The 18,113-nt window shown below is 35.2% G+C and carries 26 protein-coding genes and 1 pseudogene; 9 read left to right on the top strand and 18 right to left on the bottom strand.

From position 1 onward, the window contains the following. Positions 1–72: 72 nt before the first annotated feature. A complete protein-coding gene (locus tag DN410_RS28065; protein WP_162200550.1) occupies positions 73–231 on the top strand; it encodes a hypothetical protein in 159 nt (52 codons plus the stop codon). A 40-nt stretch (positions 232–271) separates the two neighbouring features. Here the strand turns inward: DN410_RS28065 and DN410_RS21905 are convergent, their stop codons facing one another. Then, a complete protein-coding gene (locus DN410_RS21905) occupies positions 272–955 on the bottom strand; it encodes a metal-dependent hydrolase (RefSeq protein ID WP_149178046.1) in 684 nt (227 codons plus the stop codon). Between the two features lie 149 nt (positions 956–1,104). Between DN410_RS21905 and pepQ the strand changes: the two genes are divergently transcribed. Next, positions 1,105–2,202, top strand: a complete 1,098-nt coding sequence (gene pepQ, locus DN410_RS21900; RefSeq protein WP_149178045.1) for a Xaa-Pro dipeptidase — start codon at positions 1,105–1,107, stop codon at positions 2,200–2,202. A gap of 29 nt (positions 2,203–2,231) precedes the next feature. On the opposite strand, the gene DN410_RS21895 is transcribed toward pepQ, so the two are convergent. The 8 genes and pseudogenes from DN410_RS21895 to DN410_RS21860 form a co-directional block, all read right to left on the bottom strand. Further along, on the bottom strand, positions 2,232–2,606 hold the full coding sequence (locus tag DN410_RS21895) for a hypothetical protein (protein WP_071710374.1): 375 nt from the start codon (positions 2,604–2,606) through the stop codon (positions 2,232–2,234). A gap of 132 nt (positions 2,607–2,738) precedes the next feature. Then, on the bottom strand, positions 2,739–2,945 hold the full coding sequence (locus DN410_RS21890; protein ID WP_001248905.1) for a hypothetical protein: 207 nt from the start codon (positions 2,943–2,945) through the stop codon (positions 2,739–2,741). A gap of 63 nt (positions 2,946–3,008) precedes the next feature. Next, positions 3,009–3,140, bottom strand: a pseudogene (locus DN410_RS21885) (anti sigma factor C-terminal domain-containing protein); the annotation flags it as partial. Between the two features lie 190 nt (positions 3,141–3,330). Then, a complete protein-coding gene (locus DN410_RS21880) occupies positions 3,331–3,786 on the bottom strand; it encodes a GNAT family N-acetyltransferase (RefSeq protein WP_149178044.1) in 456 nt (151 codons plus the stop codon). A gap of 71 nt (positions 3,787–3,857) precedes the next feature. Further along, complete coding sequence (locus DN410_RS21875; protein ID WP_149178043.1) at positions 3,858–4,202, bottom strand: DUF6176 family protein; 345 nt, start codon at positions 4,200–4,202, stop codon at positions 3,858–3,860. 2 nt (positions 4,203–4,204) lie between these two features. Further along, positions 4,205–4,993 carry a GNAT family N-acetyltransferase gene (locus tag DN410_RS21870; protein WP_149178042.1) on the bottom strand — a complete coding sequence of 263 codons (789 nt, stop codon included), beginning with the start codon at positions 4,991–4,993 and terminating at the stop codon, positions 4,205–4,207. After that, entirely contained in the window at positions 4,990–5,322 is a 333-nt protein-coding gene (locus tag DN410_RS21865; protein WP_000450941.1) for a cupin domain-containing protein, read from the bottom strand. Before DN410_RS21865 ends, DN410_RS21870 begins: the two co-directional genes overlap by 4 nt. Before the next feature lie 44 nt (positions 5,323–5,366). Beyond that, complete coding sequence (locus DN410_RS21860) at positions 5,367–5,795, bottom strand: hypothetical protein (protein ID WP_149178041.1); 429 nt, start codon at positions 5,793–5,795, stop codon at positions 5,367–5,369. Positions 5,796–5,973: 178 nt separating this feature from the next. On the opposite strand from DN410_RS21860, the gene DN410_RS21855 reads away from it, so the two are divergent. Further along, entirely contained in the window at positions 5,974–6,189 is a 216-nt protein-coding gene (locus DN410_RS21855; protein WP_000594567.1) for a helix-turn-helix transcriptional regulator, read from the top strand. Next, the gene (locus DN410_RS21850) at positions 6,186–6,611 is read left to right on the top strand and encodes a hypothetical protein (RefSeq protein ID WP_149178040.1); all 426 of its coding nucleotides are present in this window, start codon (positions 6,186–6,188) and stop codon (positions 6,609–6,611) included. The genes DN410_RS21855 and DN410_RS21850 overlap by 4 nt, the downstream gene beginning before the upstream one ends. Before the next feature lie 51 nt (positions 6,612–6,662). On the opposite strand, the gene ald is transcribed toward DN410_RS21850, so the two are convergent. Together ald and DN410_RS21840 are read right to left on the bottom strand one after the other, a co-directional pair. Continuing rightward, positions 6,663–7,796, bottom strand: coding sequence for an alanine dehydrogenase (ald, locus tag DN410_RS21845; RefSeq protein WP_149178039.1), 1,134 nt, complete (start codon positions 7,794–7,796; stop codon positions 6,663–6,665). 213 nt (positions 7,797–8,009) lie between these two features. Further along, complete coding sequence (locus DN410_RS21840) at positions 8,010–8,801, bottom strand: SDR family oxidoreductase (RefSeq protein WP_149178038.1); 792 nt, start codon at positions 8,799–8,801, stop codon at positions 8,010–8,012. A gap of 147 nt (positions 8,802–8,948) precedes the next feature. On the opposite strand from DN410_RS21840, the gene DN410_RS21835 reads away from it, so the two are divergent. Beyond that, on the top strand, positions 8,949–9,407 hold the full coding sequence (locus DN410_RS21835; protein ID WP_001066672.1) for a universal stress protein: 459 nt from the start codon (positions 8,949–8,951) through the stop codon (positions 9,405–9,407). Between the two features lie 55 nt (positions 9,408–9,462). On the opposite strand, the gene DN410_RS21830 is transcribed toward DN410_RS21835, so the two are convergent. Both DN410_RS21830 and DN410_RS21825 read right to left on the bottom strand, forming a co-directional pair. Beyond that, complete coding sequence (locus DN410_RS21830; protein ID WP_149178037.1) at positions 9,463–10,134, bottom strand: hypothetical protein; 672 nt, start codon at positions 10,132–10,134, stop codon at positions 9,463–9,465. Between the two features lie 82 nt (positions 10,135–10,216). Continuing rightward, on the bottom strand, positions 10,217–10,912 hold the full coding sequence (locus tag DN410_RS21825) for a hypothetical protein (RefSeq protein ID WP_149178036.1): 696 nt from the start codon (positions 10,910–10,912) through the stop codon (positions 10,217–10,219). 95 nt (positions 10,913–11,007) lie between these two features. Here DN410_RS21825 and DN410_RS21820 point away from each other — a divergent pair, with 95 nt between their 5' ends. Together DN410_RS21820 and DN410_RS21815 are read left to right on the top strand one after the other, a co-directional pair. Beyond that, a complete protein-coding gene (locus tag DN410_RS21820) occupies positions 11,008–11,187 on the top strand; it encodes a hypothetical protein (protein ID WP_000342758.1) in 180 nt (59 codons plus the stop codon). Positions 11,188–11,283: 96 nt separating this feature from the next. Then, the gene (locus DN410_RS21815; protein ID WP_149178035.1) at positions 11,284–11,853 is read left to right on the top strand and encodes a DinB family protein; all 570 of its coding nucleotides are present in this window, start codon (positions 11,284–11,286) and stop codon (positions 11,851–11,853) included. A gap of 37 nt (positions 11,854–11,890) precedes the next feature. Here DN410_RS21815 and DN410_RS21810 read toward each other — a convergent pair whose 3' ends face one another. From DN410_RS21810 to DN410_RS21800, 3 genes are all read right to left on the bottom strand, one after another. Further along, the gene (locus DN410_RS21810) at positions 11,891–12,244 is read right to left on the bottom strand and encodes a DUF3139 domain-containing protein (RefSeq protein ID WP_149178034.1); all 354 of its coding nucleotides are present in this window, start codon (positions 12,242–12,244) and stop codon (positions 11,891–11,893) included. Positions 12,245–12,346: 102 nt separating this feature from the next. Then, on the bottom strand, positions 12,347–13,735 hold the full coding sequence (gene argH, locus DN410_RS21805; protein ID WP_149178033.1) for an argininosuccinate lyase: 1,389 nt from the start codon (positions 13,733–13,735) through the stop codon (positions 12,347–12,349). Further along, on the bottom strand, positions 13,732–14,937 hold the full coding sequence (locus tag DN410_RS21800; RefSeq protein ID WP_149178032.1) for an argininosuccinate synthase: 1,206 nt from the start codon (positions 14,935–14,937) through the stop codon (positions 13,732–13,734). Before DN410_RS21800 ends, argH begins: the two co-directional genes overlap by 4 nt. A 166-nt stretch (positions 14,938–15,103) precedes the next feature. Here DN410_RS21800 and DN410_RS21795 point away from each other — a divergent pair, with 166 nt between their 5' ends. Next, positions 15,104–15,421: a radical SAM protein gene (locus DN410_RS21795; protein WP_149178155.1), complete on the top strand. Its 318-nt coding sequence runs from the start codon at positions 15,104–15,106 to the stop codon at positions 15,419–15,421. Between the two features lie 28 nt (positions 15,422–15,449). On the opposite strand, the gene DN410_RS21790 is transcribed toward DN410_RS21795, so the two are convergent. After that, positions 15,450–15,644: a hypothetical protein gene (locus tag DN410_RS21790; protein WP_149178031.1), complete on the bottom strand. Its 195-nt coding sequence runs from the start codon at positions 15,642–15,644 to the stop codon at positions 15,450–15,452. A gap of 849 nt (positions 15,645–16,493) precedes the next feature. Between DN410_RS21790 and DN410_RS21785 the strand changes: the two genes are divergently transcribed. Continuing rightward, the gene (locus DN410_RS21785; protein WP_149178030.1) at positions 16,494–17,156 is read left to right on the top strand and encodes a YitT family protein; all 663 of its coding nucleotides are present in this window, start codon (positions 16,494–16,496) and stop codon (positions 17,154–17,156) included. 32 nt (positions 17,157–17,188) lie between these two features. Here DN410_RS21785 and DN410_RS21780 read toward each other — a convergent pair whose 3' ends face one another. After that, complete coding sequence (locus tag DN410_RS21780; RefSeq protein WP_149178029.1) at positions 17,189–18,022, bottom strand: EcsC family protein; 834 nt, start codon at positions 18,020–18,022, stop codon at positions 17,189–17,191. Positions 18,023–18,113 lie beyond the last annotated feature (91 nt).

The raw sequence follows: 18,113 nt of genomic DNA, 5'->3' as shown, positions 1-18,113 counted from the left end.
TCGTTCGATAGTTAGTCCACTCGATTCCCTATACAATGAAGACAAGAAATGAAACAAAGGAGCGGATACATGATGAAAAAATTATTAGAAGTTGTAGGTGCTGTATTTTTAGCTTTCGTAGACGGGAAAAAAGTTGCAATGGAATTGAATGAAACACCTGAACAGCCACTTCCAAAAAGAAAAGAATCATCAAAACAAGTACAACCTTTAAAAGCTGTCCTACACACGTAAAAAACCCTTCACTTGTCTTTTCAAATGAAGGGTTTCTTTTCTATATTGTAATACTTTCTCCAGCTTCTAATACTTTCCCTGTACAATTTTGTAGCTTTTCTACAAATTGATATGGATCTTGTTCAATTACTGGGAACGTATTGTAATGCATCGGTACAACAGTTTTCGCCTGAACCCATTTCGCTGCTAAAACAGCATCTTCTGGTCCCATTGTGAAATTATCACCAATCGGTAAAAATGCTACATCAATATTATTCAGTTCTCCAATTAACTTCATATCAGAGAAGAGTGCAGTATCTCCCGCATGATATACCGTTTTCTCTTCTGCTGTAAATAAAATCCCTGCTGGCATACCTGTATATGTAATTGTCTTATTTTCTTCATCAATATAACTAGAGCCGTGGAATGCCTGTGTAAACTTCACTTTTCCGAAGTCAAATTCATGTGAACCACCAATATGCATCGGATGTGTATTTACACCTTGCCAACTTAAAAATGTCGCTAGTTCAAATGGCGCCACAACAACTGCATTATTTTTCTTCGCAAGCTCTACTGTATCTCCAACATGATCACCATGTCCATGCGATAAAAGAATCGCATCTACTTTTACATCTTCAGCCTTTAAATCTGTTTTCGGATTTCCCGTTAAAAATGGATCAATTAAAATCACTTTTCCATTCGTTTCAATCTTTACAACTGAATGCCCGTGATAAGATACTTTCATGATTACATTCCTCCCCTATTCACATTCTCACTTTTTATTCTACATGATTTTTCAATTCCCTGTCTTTTCTAACATCTATTTACTTGTCATAACGCTTTCTTCCGAGTTAAAGTTATATTTGTAATTAAATATCTCGGGGGTGCCAATCGATGAATGCTAGATTAGAAAATTTAATGCAATGGCTAAAAGAAAAAAACGTAGAAGCTGCGTTCTTAACTTCTACACCAAACGTCTTCTACATGACAAACTTCCACTGTGAACCACACGAAAGACTTCTTGGTATGTTTGTATTCCAAGAAAAAGAACCTATTTTAATTTGCCCTAAAATGGAAGAAGGCCAAGCACGTAACGCTGGCTGGGAACATGAAATTATTGGATTTACTGATACTGACAGACCATGGGATATGATTGCAAAAGCAATTAAAGACCGCGGTATCAATGCAAATTCAGTTGCAATTGAAAAAGAACATTTAAACGTAGAGCGCTACGAAGAATTAACAAAATTATTCCCAAATGCAGCTTTCAAATCAGCTGAAGAAAAAGTTCGTGAACTTCGTTTAATTAAAGACGAAAAAGAACTTTCTATTTTACGCGAAGCGGCTAAAATGGCAGACTATGCTGTTGAAGTTGGTGTAAATGCAATTAAAGAAAATCGTAGCGAGCTAGAAGTATTAGCAATTATTGAACACGAATTAAAAACAAAAGGCATACATAAAATGTCATTTGATACGATGGTATTAGCAGGTGCAAATTCTGCTCTTCCACACGGTATTCCAGGTGCAAACAAAATGAAACGCGGCGATTTCGTACTATTTGATTTAGGTGTAATCATTGAAGGTTACTGCTCTGACATTACACGTACAGTAGCATTCGGTGAAATTTCAGAAGAACAAACTCGCATTTATAACACTGTACTTGCTGGACAGCTACAAGCAGTTGAAGCATGTAAACCAGGTGTTACACTTGGTGCAATCGACAACGCAGCTCGTTCTGTGATTGCAGATGCAGGTTACGGCGATTTCTTCCCGCACCGCCTTGGTCACGGACTTGGAATTAGCGTACACGAATATCCAGATGTAAAAGCTGGCAATGAGTCTCCATTAAAAGAAGGTATGGTCTTCACAATCGAGCCTGGTATTTACGTACCAAACGTAGGTGGCGTTCGTATTGAAGATGATATTTACATCACAAAAGACGGATCAGAAATTTTAACGAAATTCCCGAAAGAATTACAATTTGTAAAATAATAAAAAAGGCAGCGGGAGTGCTGCCTTTTTTATTTCTGCTTTAACACCATCTTCTCTTCATACTTATCATCCCATTTAATCACAATCTCTATCGGTTCATCTTTAGATAGAGGCGCGCAACTTACACAAGAAGATTTCATTTCAACCTTTGCTCCTTTATGATTTTCTGACGTTTGTGTCATTGTGCTAAAGGCTCCATTAATAGCAATCTCTAAATTTTTCAATTCTGTATTCCCATCTCCGCCCTTATATTGAAACGTAAACATGCCATCTTCACTGTCATCCTTAATATGACCTTTATATTGCCCCTTCCAACTTTTGCTCTCGCTAGAAAAAGTAACATATGAAATTGAACAACTTCCTAAAAAGAAAATACTAATGAACAAAAATAATACTTTCTTCATAATGCCCCTCCATTCCAAAGCACTTATTTCTTGTCTCACTCTTCTCAATGTATATATGTAAAGAAGCTGAATACAACATTGAAAGATTACTACAAGAGCCAACCCAATATTATAAAAAAGAAGGCCCTTTCTTTAAAAAGTGCCTTCTTCTATTTCACTAATATTTAATTGAAATTTCACGATCCAAACTGAGAAAAGGTGGACAAGAAGCGCAAACGCCATACATGCTCCGCTTAAAAAAGTTAGTATAGGATGCGAATACACGTGCCCTAATCCATAAGATATCGCCACGAAAAACATTGTTATGTAAATATAAATTGCTCCATGTATTTGCCTCATATGAACCTCCTTTTCCCATATTATAACATAAATTTTCTGATTATTCACATTAATTACTTGTAATCAATATTTCTCAACTGTTACACCTCTAACAGCCGCTTTAATATATGGTGCTCCTTGTAAACTTTGTAAATCCTCTGTTTTACCTGTTACAACTACACCGTATATTCGTAGGTCTTCTGGTTTATTGTTTCTTTATAGTTTGTCCTAAAAGATTCTTGATATCCCCTTTTATTTTCACTTAAAGATATTCAAATACAACTTTTCTAAATTTTCATCATAATAAAAAGCACATCTATTTTGATGTGCTCTTCACATATACTTTAGTAACATATGAATCATTTTTTGAAACAGAAACTCCCTCTCATCTCTCCCCATACTATCGTTATGACTTATTTGCCATAATAATTGAACGAGGATAAAACCCCAGCTTTTCATAAAACGATACAGCTTCATTTCCGTACACTACTGTTAATTCAATTTCATCTATCTTCTTCGCTTTAAACCATTCCGCTACACTATTCATTAATTTCAAACCAAATCCGTTTCTTCGGTATTTTTCATCAACGAATAAAACTTCAATCTTTCCGCTTACACTTTTACTATACGCTATACAAAATCCTAATATATCATCTGTTTCCGCCTCAACTAATAATTCAATTCTATATTCTCCGTACTTTGAATTCTGTTTATAATTTTCAATACGTTCCTCAAATGTCATTCTTGGATAATCACCAGAAAAATGTTTTGATTTATTATTATGATATTCATGCAATTTATTTAAAGGTTCTCTTATTATTTCTATTTCATCGAGTGTGATATATTTATTACTAATTCTCATCCTATAGCATCTCCAATAATATATTTCAGCAAAAAGAGCAGATGTTTTTTTGTTTACAAAATATTAATCTATTATTTCATCGCGTCCTTCACAACATCCTGAATCATAACAACTTCTGTTTTCATATCAACAGAGGGTACTTCTTCATCAATACATTCATACCAAAATCCCAAGTGCTTTTTATCAATTTCATGATGAGAATTTTCGACAAGAGCCCCGCCTTCTCCTTGCACAGAATACCAATATAAGTACTCTTCTCCATCTCTTATTTCCCGGAAAATTGTCTCAACGTACATCTTTTCGTCGTTTAATGTCAAAAGCACTTCTTTCATATTGTCATTAAGAAGCTGCATCCATTCATCTACACGATGACTTTTATCAGGCTTCACTTTAAATCTCGTTAATTCTACATTCATTTTTATTCCCCCGTTTTCTTACGTACAAACAAACTATATTCTACTGGATTATAAAAACTTAATTTACTAGCTAATTTTTGCGAAGGTATATTATCTGTATTACAATCCCAGCACGGTATAATATCATTTTGTATGCAATGTTCAATAAACCTTGTTGCAACAGCTTGAGCTAATCCTTTCCCTTGATATACTTTATGCGTCGCAATATCAATTTCAGCAAATCCGTTCCCACTAAATATCGAAACACATTCCGCTACAATCATCCCATTTTGTTCTATACAAAATCCAAAACCATCATTCAAAAACGCTTCAGTTGATCCCCAATATTCTTTATAATACTCCGCTGTAAATTCATTGCTTTGTGCTATATCTTTTCTATCAATACGCTTCACTTTATATGTATTTTTGCTACAATCTCGTTTTCTCTCTTCAAAGGTTACACTTTGAAATTTCATTCGCGGGATGTTCCGAAGTACATTACTAAAACGCTCTTCTATCATCATTTCCCATTCTTTGCTCGAAGTGAACAATGTAAATCTCTTCTCTGTTTTTTCAATAGCCTTTTTTATATACGAAAATAAATCTTCGTTATAATTTTGATCATCATTATCACCAAATAAATAATAAATACCATTAGCTGTACGAATTAGTCCTGCTGTTAACTTCTCGTTTGCAAAAATCTCACCATCTATCATTTGATCACATACCGCATAAGCAAAAGTTGCTGTCCTTGCATTACCTTCTAAAATCGAAATAACATTTCTATACTCAGCTACAAATAATTGTTTCATAATTGCTCCACTTTAATCGTATCAGCCTCTATATTTTCAAAACAAAGATTTACCGTTCTCTTTAATGCTCTCGTTCTATGAATCGTACATGCTGGAATTAAAATAGAATCATTTGGCTTTAATACCGCTGTTTCTCCATCTTCAAAATCAATAAGTAATTCTCCCTCTAAAACAATAAATAATTCATCCGAATTAGAATGATAGTGCCAATCATATTCACCAGTAAATACAGCGATTCGCAAGCAATGACTATTTACATTTGAAACGACGAAGTTTTTATGTTGATCTTGAATGTCCTTTGTTAATTCTATTAAGTTCACAGTTTCCATCTTTCGTCTCATCCTTTCATTAGTCGTTCTTCTGAAAAACTAATTTAGTCTCCACCACCTCCGCAATCTCCTCCACCATCACTTGAGCTGCTACAATCATTGCTACTGTAATCACCGAATCCACTTGATGAGCTTGAAGCGTATGAAGATTTTTTGCTCATTTTTCTTTGCTTATCTTTCTTACCTTCATGACTAGGCCATACTTTATTAAATAATATAAAGAATAAGACTAACTCTATTACGAAAAAGATATAGCCTAAAATATTCTCAATAATATTCGGGGTTATCCCAAAACTGTAAAACACCCCACCTGAATAAAGACACAAAATGATATACAGAGCCATACAAATATATCGAAATGTTTTTTCTATCATAAGGACTACTTTTTTGGGAGTCGGTATGTTTTTCTCCTGTTTTTTCTTTATATAATTTTGTCTCCTAGCTTGCTTTTTCTTCCTCTTTTTGCTCCCCATCGAATCCCCTCTTTTGATTTCTTTTTTCATTTAATTCCAAATTATCACAAAAAATAACATTATAACAAGCTATATTTCACGTAAAGTTTTGTTTACTTTTTGTAAAGTTTCATTTACTTATTACCTAAAAATGGATATAATGAATGTAACAAATTTATAAAAAGGAGACTTTGTATATTTGATTAAAAATAAGGTAAAACAATTCCGCGTCGTTAGAGACATCACCCAAGAACAATTAGCTTCCTCTGTTCAAATCACTAGACAATCCCTCATCGCTATCGAAAAAAACAAATACAACCCAAGTTTAGAATTAGCATTGAAATTATGTGAGTTTTTCAACTGTAAAGTAGAAGATTTATTTCAATTAGATAAAACCGGGGAGGAAAAAGAATGAAAAATACTTTTAATCAAAAGTTCATTTCGCATCTTACCATTTTGTTGTTAGGTTCAACTCTTCTTTATTTCAATAGTAATGATGAAGAAAAGATTAGTTCTGTCCTTCTATTCGCTGGCATATACATACTCTTGGACTTGATACTATTCGTAGTGAAACGAATATTCTTTAAGAAAAAAAAGAACGATGCAGAGAAATATCCATTACCTGAGATGGATGAAAGAATCGAGAAGATGAGTTTAAAACTTATGGCACAAATTTTCGGTCTCTCTCATTTAGTTGGATCTGCGATACTATTTATTTTATATATCACTGACAAAAACTCGATGATACGAGTTGAGTATGCCTTATATTACTTGTTCGGCATTCTTTTCTTTACAATGATGTTCGGATTAAAAATTGTAAAGAAACTAGACAATTAATCTAAACAAAAAGCCCCTCCTTACGAAAGGAGGGGCTTACCTGTATTTCTATTATGATAAAGCAGGAGCTTTTTCAAGAAGCTCTTTCGCATCAGCGTATTGTAAACCGTGAGCTTCTGCAACTGCTTCGAATGTTACATATCCATCTAATGTGTTAATACCTTTTAGTAATGCAGTGTTACCTAGGCAAGCGCCTTTATAGCCTTTGTTCGCAATTTGTACTGCATATGGTACTGTTACGTTTGTTAATGCAAGAGTTGATGTACGTGGAACCGCACCCGGCATATTAGCAACTGCATAATGAACAACGCCATGTTTTTCGTAAGTTGGGTTGTCATGAGTTGTAATACGGTCAGTTGTTTCGAAAATACCACCTTGGTCAATCGCGATATCTACAACGACAGAACCTGGTTCCATTGATTGAATCATTTCTTCTGTTACAAGTTTCGGCGCTTTTGCACCTGGAATTAATACCGCACCAATAACAAGGTCAGATTCTTTTACAGCTTCTGCAATGTTGTATGGATTAGACATTAACGTTTTTACTTGGTTTCCGAAAATGTCATCTAATTGACGAAGACGTTCTGCACTTAAGTCGATGATTGTTACATCTGCACCTAAACCTACTGCAATCTTCGCTGCGTTTGTACCAGCTTGACCACCGCCGATAATTGTTACTTTGCCGCGTTTTACCCCTGGAACGCCTGCAAGTAAAATACCTTTACCACCTTTGTTTTTCTCAAGGAATTGTGCACCGATTTGTGCAGACATACGACCAGCTACTTCACTCATAGGTGCAAGTAATGGTAAAGAACGGTTGTCTAATTGTACTGTTTCGTATGCAATTGATACAACTTTGTTATCAATTAATGCTTTCGTTAATTCTGGTTCTGGAGCTAAGTGTAAGTATGTGAATAAAATTAAACCTTCGCGGAAATAGCCGTATTCACTTGCTACTGGCTCTTTTACCTTCATAACCATATCTTGATTCCATGCTTCTTCAGCAGTTTCAACAAGTTTCGCACCAGCTTGTACGTATTCTTCATCCGTAAAACCAGATCCTAAACCTGCTCCTTTTTGAACAAAAACTTCATGACCATTTTGTACTAAATGTACTGCTCCCGCTGGCGTCATTGCCACGCGGTTTTCATTGTTTTTAATTTCTGTTGGAATACCGATACGCATTATTAGTTCCCCCTTGAGTTATGAAATGACCCCTGAATCATTTTTTAAAGCGCTTTCTACGCTCTTATATTTTAACATAATATCTCAATATTTTACAAAAAATAACGCAAGTTTTCCGATAGATTTAATCTTACATTAAAGGACAGTATTATCCGCACCTCTTTGCATAAAGGATAAACTGTCCAATTATTCGTAACTTCACTTTATCTTCCTCTATCGATGTCTATGAATAACATCTACTGCACCGGTTACTTCAATAATTGTACCGGTAATCATATCGGAATCGTCCTCACATAAAAACGAAATCGTTCTTGCGATATCTTCACCTGTTCCAGATCTACCAATTGGTGTGTTATGTTCTTTCAACTGACGTGCTTCTTGAATTGTCGCTTCTTTCATTTCACCAATAATATCACCAGGACATACCATGTTTGCAGTAATACCATATTCCGCTTCTTCATAAGCCACTGTTTTCGTTAATGAAACAAGTCCTACTTTCGCTGCCGCAAAAGCTGAACGGTAAATCCATCCCGGTGCGCTATCTGCCCCTTGGAATCCGTAATTAATAATACGGCCAAAGTTCTGTTTTCTCATAACCGGAACGACAAGTTTCAACAAATGAAATACCGCTGTTAAATTACCCTGAATCATTTCATTCCATTCGTCTTCTTCATAATCAACTAATTTTTTTCGTTCAAATACATATGGACCAGCATTATTAATTAAAAAGTCAATTTTGCCAAAATGGCTCATCGCTTCTTCTACCATTTTATGTAAATCTTCCTTTTTCGTGACATCCGCTTGCACGAATTGTAGACGCTCTTCCATATTTTTATATGTTTCTTTCATCTTCTCCATAGCCACTATATCGCTATGATACGTTACTGTTACTGAATATCCTTTAGCCAATAACTTTTCTGTTACTTGCTTTCCTAAACCTTTCGTACCGGCTGTAATGAGCGCATGTCTCACAAAACTGCCTCCTTTTAAATTGCTATAGTTCATATGTAACAAGTTCTCGCACCAATTACAACTAAAATGAATTGAAACAGAGTTTTCAAAATTCTGTAACGTTTCCGACAAGCACATTACCAAAATTTGCTTTATAATAAAGTTGTAAACGGTAATAAAAATGATTGGGAGGAATTTACTATGAATAATACATATACAAATATTTTAATCGCGGTGGATGGTTCTAAAGAAGCAGAAAAAGCCTTTAAAAAAGCAATTCAAGTCGCAAAACGTAACAATGCAACATTAACAATTGCTCATATCGTTGATGTAAAAGCATACTCAGCAGTAGAAGCTTATAGCCGTGCAATTGCTGAACGTGCAAATCTATTTGCAGAAGACTTATTAGAAGACTACAAAAAAACTGCGCTTGAAGCTGGCCTTGAAAAAATTGAAACTGTATTAGAATTTGGTAATCCTAAATCTAAAATTTCAAAAGAAATCGCTCCAAACCATAAAGTAGATTTAATTATGTGTGGTGCAACTGGTTTAAATGCTGTTGAGCGTTTCCTAATTGGTAGCGTCTCTGAACATATTATTCGCTATGCGAAATGCGATGTCCTTGTTGTTCGTGGTGATGAGGAACAAGGTGATCTTTAATTCATAAAATAAATAGGGTAGATAAGAGACTTTCTCTTATCTACCCTATTTTCATTTATACTTTAGGAATTCTGTAATCGGGATTATGTTGCTCCCAGCCACCTTGTGTATCTACACTCGTATCGCCATCACCATCTACCCATATTGTTCTCCCATCAGGTAAAACTCTTTCATGTGGCGTTACATGATGAGTATTCGGATTTTCTTCCGCCGTATACTCTACATCAGCTGTTTCCGGAGCCGATGCTTGTGCTACACTATCACTTCCTACCCCATCTGTAATTCCATCTGCACCATCAATTATATCTATAACCCCTACTGAGAAAACGCCTACAGCTGCAACCTTTGCTAATTCTTTTCCTGCTTCTATCGCTTTATCAGTATCTCCCTCTCGTATCGCTTGCACCGTTTCAACTCCCTTTTCTGAAACATGTACAATACCTTTTCCAATTGTCGTTGCCGTATCTTGAACCGTTCCAAGTATTTCTTCGTATCCTCGCTTCGCTTGCTGTTTATCATCTGTAATGAGGCCACCTATAGCATCATACGTCCCATCGGCAAGATTCCCAACGATTTCCCCAGTTTTAATCGTAGCTTTATTAACCCCTTTTCCAACATCCTTTATGAAATTACTGTTCGTAACTTCTCCTACTACTTCTATCGCACCGCCCACTACTTCAGCCGCAACTTTAGCCGTCGCTCTAGTTACTAATTTAATTAAACTCATACCGCATCCCCTTTCCCTTGAATATTATTATATGAAATTATTACAATTTTAATTATATAGCTGTAGTCTATATAACTACAACTTATTTCACATACTTCACTATAAATACAAGACAAGCTATAACAACAACTGTAATTGCCAATACATAGGGCGGAAGGAATTTCAAAGACCATAGCGCCATCATGATCGTAGCGACAGTTAAATATGTTTGCCTTGCACCTTCTGTCATTTTTTTACGAAGGCAGAATACATACAAATAGCCAATTGGCGGCGTAATAAAACAAAGAACATATATGATTTTTGATTTCAAATACCATTTTTGTTCTCCTAGTTTCTTTATGTCTTCTTCTATTCTCTTATGCTCTTGTTCTCTCGCTTCTTCTACAAGCGGATCTTCCTCTTCTCCTCGCTTTTCTTTCATATAAGGAAGAAAGTGCATGAAAAAATAGTATGCAAATACGAACGCTCCAAATCCAATATTTAATCTTTCTAATGGAATATGTTCACTAAAAAAAGCAGCAGTAATCACTAAAGATAAACAGTACGTCATCATCCAAAATGAACGTTTTCTCTTTTTTCGTTCCATTTCTTTTTTATCTTGTACATGTTTTCTTTTCGAAAGCCATATCGAAATACAGCAATCTATTACAAATAGAGTAAAGATAAATATTGCAACTTGTACTGTTTCTACATTCTCAAATGAAAAGATATTTGGGAATGCAACGTGTAATACAATTAACGTATACAAAATTAAACCTATAAAATAAATACGTCTCATGTTCCATTCCTTTCTTATTTCCTAACATTACGTTAACATACATTTTTTAGAAATAGACGGACAAAATATATATGTTTAAAAAAGGAGGATGCAACATGGATGATTCTGAACGTATTATTTTAGATGTGAATGGGAAAGAAATCGAAATGTTAGATACGATCCGTACACATTTTAAAGAAAAGCATGGAATTGAACTGAGTAACGGTGCATTACTACGAGATTTGATGGATATTGAGTATATTCGAATTACGGAAGATCGACATAAGTATGATTAATCGGTAAAACTTGAAGCCTAGAGCAAATCTCTCTAGGCTTACTTACATCCACACAAAAATGTTATAATTAGGAAAAAATGTGGAGGGTGTCAAAATATGAAATCTGAAAATATCTCAAAACATTTTCATACATTACATGCACAAAGGAACGAGTTCCTTCCTCATCTCCATTCATTATCACAAGAACAACTATGGTATAGGAAAGAGGACAAAAAATGGTCTACTGGTGAACACTTTTATCACTTATATTTAATTGCAAGGATGCTCAAAGTAGCGATTAAATTCTCTCTCACTCTTATCCCTTATGCAAAGCTAAGAAAAAATGCCCCATTTGAAACTGAAATACACGACATTTATGCCGAATACAAAGAGAAACATGGCAGAGGAATGAAAGCTCCTTGGGTTTTAGTTCCTTCAAAAAAAGTCTATCATTCTATGGATGGAAAAGAATTAGAAGAATTACTTTCACGTGAAACTGATGAAATAAAAAAACTAGTTCAAAATATAGAAGAAAATATTGCAGGGCATATCGTATTTTTAGATCCAATTGCTCACTACCCTAACCTTATTCAATCGATCCAGCTTTTAGCGATACATGAGAAACATCATTTTATCATTATGAAGAACAACTATAATATGCTCGGGCGTCCCCCTCTAAAAATATAAAAGACTGCCCATATTACCTATCAGCAGTCTTCCATACCTATTTAAGCTCTTGATGTTTCCCGCCCATACCACCTGGCTCATTACTAACTTGGTGTACAGTTAGTTTATTTGTTTTAGCATCTTTCGAAACTCTATATGTATACGATTCATTTGGTTCATCTTTAAACTGGACATTCATACCGTAAAAACCACTTTTACTATAAAAGGCCGGTTGTATGTATGAAATATCACTTTCTTTATATCCTTTCTCTTGCAAATGCCACATCACTAAGATAATCGCTTCTTCTCGCTTCTCTTTTTCACCAACAGACAAATATTTATCCAAGAGAAATACTTTAGCATTTGCAAGTAAGCTGATTAATAGTACGACCATAAATATTATTTTTTTCATAGATTCCCCTTACTCTTAATTGTAATTTTTGACTATATCATAACTTTAATACCAATAAAAAGAAAGTACGCTAGGCTTTAACAGACTAGCGTACTTTTTAACTCAATTCCTAATAACTTCTTTTGTTAAACCTTTCGCTTTATCCAAAGCTTTTTGGATTTGCTCAAACCCAGTCCCGCCAGCACTGTTACGACGCTTTACAGCCGCATATGGTGACAGCACTTCATACAAATCTTCTTCAAATAAAGAACTCATTTCTTTATACGTTTCAAGTGATACATCCACTAAATAAATTCCTTTTTGCGTGCAGTGTAGAACTAACTTCCCAACAATTTCATGAGCTTGACGGAATGGTAGTCCTTTGTTTGCTAAGTAGTCGGCAATTTCTGTTGCGTTAGAGAAATCTTGCGTCACAGCTTGCCCCATTTTTTCTTTGTTTACAGTCATCGTCTCTAGCATGCCTGCCATAATATGGAGGCAGCCTTCTACTGTTTTTACTGTATCAAACATTCCTTCTTTATCTTCTTGCAAGTCTTTATTGTAAGCGAGCGGTAATCCTTTCATTACTGTAAGTAAACTAAATAAATTGCCATACACTCTGCCTGTTTTACCGCGAATTAGTTCCGCCATATCCGGATTTTTCTTTTGCGGCATAATACTGCTTCCCGTTGCGTATTGATCGCTCATTTCAATAAATTGAAACTCTTGGCTACTCCACAAAATAAGTTCTTCGCAAAAGCGTGATAAGTGCATCATAAGCATAGATGAGTTACTTAAAAACTCCAGTATGAAATCACGATCGCTTACCGCATCTAAACTATTTTCATAGATTCCATTAAATCCGAGAAGTTCTGCACTATATTCTCGGTCAATCGGGAATGTTGTCCCTGCTAACGCTCCTGCTCCTAATGGTGAAATGTTAATACGCTTTAATGAATCTTCATAACGATTCACATCACGCTCTAACATCCAAAAGTAAGCAAGAATATGATGCGCAAAGGAAATCGGCTGTGCACGCTGCAAATGCGTATAGCCAGGCATAATGGTTTCAATATTATTTTCTGCTTGATGAACAAGAACAGTTTGCAATTGTTTTGTAGCTTTTATAATGTCTTCTACCTTTTCTTTTAAATACAAATGCATATCTGTCGCCACTTGATCGTTACGGCTTCGTCCTGTATGAAGTTTCCCCCCTACTTCGCCAATTTGTTCAATTAACATTTTTTCAATGTTTAAGTGAATATCTTCTGCTTCTACTGAGAATTGAAGCTTATTCTCTTTTGCTTCCTCTAATAAATAGTGAAGCCCCACCTTTATTTTCTCTGCTTCTTCTTTCGTCACGATGCCTTGCTTTGCTAGCATCGTGACGTGCGCAATACTTCCCTTTATATCTTGATTTACTAATTGTTGATCGAAAGAGATGGATGCTCCAAACTCCTCAACCCACGCTTCTGCTTCTTCTGTAAAACGTCCGCCCCAAAGTTTGCTCACGCTTCCACCTTCTTTTGATTCACTTGGCTGTATACTTTCGTAGGTAAACCGAATAATGAAATGAATCCAACTGCTGCATCATGATTAAATTCATCTTGAGCAGTATATGTTGCTAGTTTTTCATCGTATAAAGAGTACTCAGATTTACGTCCTTCTACAATTGCATGACCTTTAAATAATTTCACACGCACTGTACCTGTTACATTTTTTTGTGTTTCTTGTAAGAAAGCATTGAGCGCTTGTTTTAAAGGAGAGAACCATAAACCGTTATAAATAAGTTCTGTTATTTTCTGCTCAATCATCGGTTTAAAATGCGCTACTTCTTTTACAAGTGTTAAATCTTCAAGTTCTTTATGCGCTGTAATTAACGTCATTGCTGCTGGACATTCATATACTTCACGAGATTTAATACCAACAAGGCGATTTTCTACGTGATCGATACGTCCAACGCCGTGTTTTCCAGCAAGTGCATTTAACGTTTTAATTAATTCTGAAAGTGAATATGCGGCGCCGTTTAAAGTAGTCGGTACGCCTGCTTCAAAACCGATTTCTACAAACTCTGGTTTATTCGGTGTATCTTCTAATGCCAATGTCATCTCATATGCATCTTCTGGCGGCGCTGCCCATGGATCTTCTAAAATGCCACATTCATTGCTGCGTCCCCATAAGTTTTGATCGATCGAAAACGGGCTATCTAAATTAATCGGAATTGGTACATCGTTTTCTTTTGCATATGCAATTTCTTCTTCACGTGACCATTTCCATTCACGTACAGGCGCAATCACTTCTAAGTAAGGATTTAATGCTTGGATAGAAACTTCAAAACGAACTTGGTCATTTCCTTTCCCTGTACATCCGTGTGCAACTGCAGTTGCGCCTTCTTGTTCTGCGATTTCTACTAATTTCTTCGCAATAAGCGGACGAGATAATGCAGAGACAAGAGGATATTTCCCTTCGTATAACGTGTGCGCTTGCATCGCCATCAATGCATATTCATTTGCAAATTCTTCTTGAACATCAATCATATATGATTTAATTGCACCTACTGAAAGTGCCTTTTCTTTTACAAATGCTAAGTCTTTACCTTCCCCTAAGTCTAAACAAAGCGCGATAATATCATAATTTTTCTCTTGTAACCATTTAATTGCAACAGAAGTATCAAGACCTCCGGAATATGCTAATACCACTTTTTTCTTCTCCATTTTGCATCCCCCTAAAGAATAAATATTCATTTTCTTTTATAATAATTCACACTTTAACACCTTTCACAAAATGTATCAAGAGTCATTTTCAAATTTTTTCAAACAATTTCGTCGAACTTCTTTCTGTTTTTATGTAAAATAGAGGCAGATAAATGGAGGTGTATCTATGGAAAAATATTTTATATACAATGAGCATCTAGGAATCGCAGTGCCGAATATACAAGAAGAATGGGATGACATCTCTGAAAAAATACAGCACGCTATTTTATTAAAATGGGAGCAAATTCGCGGAAAAATACCCGATCGTATAAAAGAACTTGAACATTACATCAATCAAAAACAACATCGTTTAAATAACGAAGAGAATTTTGAAATTTCCTGTAGGCTTAATTCTGAAATTGCTGATCTCGCTTCAATTATTAACGACCTTTGGCTTTGGTATCGTCTTACCCAAAACGTATCTGAGGGGAAAGCACACCAATGAAAAAAGCATGCCCCTCAATTACTTTGGGTCATGCTTTTTTGTCGTAACACGATTTACAATATATTTCTTGTGCTGTTTTCGCCAAACACACATCAAACGGACCAACTAATATACTTCTTTCTTTCGGCAACTTTACAAAAGCAACAAGCTCTTCTTCATATTGAATCTTTTTCTGACATGAAACACATTTTAATTCTTTTCTTTTGAATATATCTTTCAGCATATCTTCTCTCTCCTTTTCATCTATCTATATTAATATGCTCTCATAACAGTTAAGACTTGTAAAAAAATGACACATTCCGAAGCAAATTATTCATATAATATGTGCAAAAGGAGGTCTCAAACTTATGCGAGCTTTCGTTATTATCGCTTTAACTTTTTTAAGTGTGATTAGCTGGGATGCATTTTTTAAAGATAAAAGTGATGAGAACAATACCACTGAATAAAAACTTTTCTTATTTATCGGACAAACTTTCAAACTTGGCCAATTCCAGGAAAATACTTAGGCTTTTCTACAAAAATATTTAAACATAACAATTTTTGTAGATTCCCTCCGGTTATTGTCGGTTTCCATCCGCATACATTTTTTGAAAGTATGATATAATAGTATAAATCTTGAAGGAAGGGATTTTGATATCATGATCGCTCGAAGGAGCATGTGGCATCGTATTGACGAATCATACACGTAGCGTATTTTTCAGCTCAGATACTTTAGTCTAGCGAAAAAAATACGAGAGTGGGGAAATTATGATTGCCCGAAGGATAATTTGGCAAAAAAAAGACTCTTCTTACACGTAGCGTTTTGTTTAGGACTTAATTGTTACTAACTAAACAAAACAAAGAAGAGCAGGATTGCTAAATGACGAATCCTACTCCACGTTTTGTTTAGTCGCTTTAAGACTTAAACTAAAACGAAGGTAGGGAGAATTGATGGACGAGAGGATTATTCGTTATTTCTTCAGCGACATATAGCGTAGTTAGTTTTTTCGTAAACTAACTGAAAGCTACATGTGAGCTCGTAGTTAGTTTACAACACAAAAAGGACTACTAACTACGGAAAGAAGGAATAACGATGAGGAACATCCAAAGTCGACAAATTATTAAAGAAATTTTTATGGTTTTAATCGGTTCATTTATTTTAGCAGCAGCGCTATATCACATTCACTTCCAAAACCACTTAACAGAAGGTGGCTTTGTAGGTATTGCACTATTCATCCAAAATTTTTATGATATTTCACCATCTATTTCAACTGTAATCATGGATATCCCTATTATTTTACTGTGTGCTTCATTTTTAGGCAGAAAAATGGTTGGTTATTCATTCCTAGGTTCGATTTCATTCGGGGTATTTTATTCCTTGATGGAAAATTATTCTCCATTTACAGTAGATTTATCAAATAATTTATTTGTAGCTGCAGTAGTTGGCGGTGCGTTAGCTGGTATTGGACTCGGTTTTATATTACGATTTGGCGGTGCAACCGGTGGAGACGATATTTTAACAATTGTATTAAGTAAACGAACTCGTTTTACAATTGGGCAAATTTTCTTCGTCTTTGACGCGATTGTTCTTGCGCTTTCATTATATTATTTAAATTGGACAGAAATTGCTTTTACTATTCTTTCGATTGCCGTACAGGCAAAAACATTGGATTTAATCTATTATCCAAAAACAGAAAAAACAACAGAAAAGCAACCAGTATCTGTTCCAATGCCCAAAAAACATGCAACAAATTAAAAAAGCGAAAGGCTTCGGCCTCTCGCTTTTTTTTACGCTCTCTTTTCTTTTTCAACTATGTGGCGCACTTGATAAAATCTATTTGCAAATTCAGTAACATTTCTCGTTAAACGATAATTCACTGTAGATCCAATTGCCATTCCAATTACCGGAATACCTTGGAATAATTTACGACGAAGAGCATAGATCGAAAATGTTTTCAAAATTTGCTTTAGCACAACCTCAGTAGAAGCTGGTTGTAATACTGCTTCGTCTCCTTCATAAAAGAACGAATCTTCTTGCTCTAGTTCTTGCAATAAATTGTACCATGCGTATTGCTGAAGTCTTCCCGGTAGTAATGACGCATGAAATACCTTTAACGCAAGCATCATTTCATAAGGCTTGTTCACATCATGCCCAAATGACGTTGCAATCAGTTGTACGGCCTTCACATTTAACGCAATCATAACTGGAAAATCAGCTGTTAATAATAATAAACCTCCAGCACCCGTAGCTCCGCCTTGTACGAATGAATATAGACGATGACGTGCTGTTTGCTGCTCTGCTATGTATGTTAATTGATCAATAGATAATGCTTTTAAATCCTCTAGTTGCTCAATCGATTCATCAAATAATCTCGATGTTCCTAAAATACGATTACGCGCATCTAACTGTGATTGTGAACTTTGAATCAATGCATGCAAATGAAAGAGCCATCCATCTGCTTTCATAAAGAAGTCTTTTCGTTTTTTCTCAGGCAATTTCGCAATTGTAGTATGTACCCATTTATCAAACATTTTTTGAAAATCAGTCGCTTCTTGCTCAACTAATTGCGATTCCCATTCTTTTATATTGTCTAAAATGGCTTGTTCTCGCTTCGATCGCATCGTAACAACCACCTCGTTTGATTTTTTTCTATTGTAACATATTTGCAAATACGCTTGTACATTGCATGCTCTTTATTTCAGGCATAGGTCA

Source organism: Bacillus sp. SH5-2, assembly GCF_008368905.1.
In the GTDB taxonomy this organism is placed as follows: Bacteria; Bacillota; Bacilli; order Bacillales; family Bacillaceae_G; genus Bacillus_A; species Bacillus_A luti.
Note: the sequence above shows the minus strand (reverse complement) of the source record. Positions and strands in the feature narration are given on the sequence as shown.

Bases quoted from the DNA above. Each gene is read 5' to 3' on its own strand.
- DN410_RS28065 (WP_162200550.1), top strand. From the start codon at position 73: ATGAAAAAATTATTAGAAGTTGTAGGTGCTGTATTTTTAGCTTTCGTA.
- DN410_RS21905 (WP_149178046.1), bottom strand. From the start codon at position 955: ATGAAAGTATCTTATCACGGGCATTCAGTTGTAAAGATTGAAACGAAT.
- pepQ (WP_149178045.1), top strand. From the start codon at position 1,105: ATGAATGCTAGATTAGAAAATTTAATGCAATGGCTAAAAGAAAAAAAC.
- DN410_RS21895 (WP_071710374.1), bottom strand. From the start codon at position 2,606: ATGAAGAAAGTATTATTTTTGTTCATTAGTATTTTCTTTTTAGGAAGT.
- DN410_RS21890 (WP_001248905.1), bottom strand. From the start codon at position 2,945: ATGAGGCAAATACATGGAGCAATTTATATTTACATAACAATGTTTTTC.
- DN410_RS21880 (WP_149178044.1), bottom strand. From the start codon at position 3,786: ATGAGAATTAGTAATAAATATATCACACTCGATGAAATAGAAATAATA.
- DN410_RS21875 (WP_149178043.1), bottom strand. From the start codon at position 4,202: ATGAATGTAGAATTAACGAGATTTAAAGTGAAGCCTGATAAAAGTCAT.
- DN410_RS21870 (WP_149178042.1), bottom strand. From the start codon at position 4,993: ATGAAACAATTATTTGTAGCTGAGTATAGAAATGTTATTTCGATTTTA.
- DN410_RS21865 (WP_000450941.1), bottom strand. From the start codon at position 5,322: ATGGAAACTGTGAACTTAATAGAATTAACAAAGGACATTCAAGATCAA.
- DN410_RS21860 (WP_149178041.1), bottom strand. From the start codon at position 5,795: ATGGGGAGCAAAAAGAGGAAGAAAAAGCAAGCTAGGAGACAAAATTAT.
- DN410_RS21850 (WP_149178040.1), top strand. From the start codon at position 6,186: ATGAAAAATACTTTTAATCAAAAGTTCATTTCGCATCTTACCATTTTG.
- ald (WP_149178039.1), bottom strand. From the start codon at position 7,796: ATGCGTATCGGTATTCCAACAGAAATTAAAAACAATGAAAACCGCGTG.
- DN410_RS21840 (WP_149178038.1), bottom strand. From the start codon at position 8,801: ATGAACTATAGCAATTTAAAAGGAGGCAGTTTTGTGAGACATGCGCTC.
- DN410_RS21835 (WP_001066672.1), top strand. From the start codon at position 8,949: ATGAATAATACATATACAAATATTTTAATCGCGGTGGATGGTTCTAAA.
- DN410_RS21830 (WP_149178037.1), bottom strand. From the start codon at position 10,134: ATGAGTTTAATTAAATTAGTAACTAGAGCGACGGCTAAAGTTGCGGCT.
- DN410_RS21825 (WP_149178036.1), bottom strand. From the start codon at position 10,912: ATGAGACGTATTTATTTTATAGGTTTAATTTTGTATACGTTAATTGTA.
- DN410_RS21820 (WP_000342758.1), top strand. From the start codon at position 11,008: ATGGATGATTCTGAACGTATTATTTTAGATGTGAATGGGAAAGAAATC.
- DN410_RS21815 (WP_149178035.1), top strand. From the start codon at position 11,284: ATGAAATCTGAAAATATCTCAAAACATTTTCATACATTACATGCACAA.
- DN410_RS21810 (WP_149178034.1), bottom strand. From the start codon at position 12,244: ATGAAAAAAATAATATTTATGGTCGTACTATTAATCAGCTTACTTGCA.
- DN410_RS21800 (WP_149178032.1), bottom strand. From the start codon at position 14,937: ATGGAGAAGAAAAAAGTGGTATTAGCATATTCCGGAGGTCTTGATACT.
- DN410_RS21795 (WP_149178155.1), top strand. From the start codon at position 15,104: ATGGAAAAATATTTTATATACAATGAGCATCTAGGAATCGCAGTGCCG.
- DN410_RS21790 (WP_149178031.1), bottom strand. From the start codon at position 15,644: ATGCTGAAAGATATATTCAAAAGAAAAGAATTAAAATGTGTTTCATGT.
- DN410_RS21785 (WP_149178030.1), top strand. From the start codon at position 16,494: ATGAGGAACATCCAAAGTCGACAAATTATTAAAGAAATTTTTATGGTT.
- DN410_RS21780 (WP_149178029.1), bottom strand. From the start codon at position 18,022: ATGCGATCGAAGCGAGAACAAGCCATTTTAGACAATATAAAAGAATGG.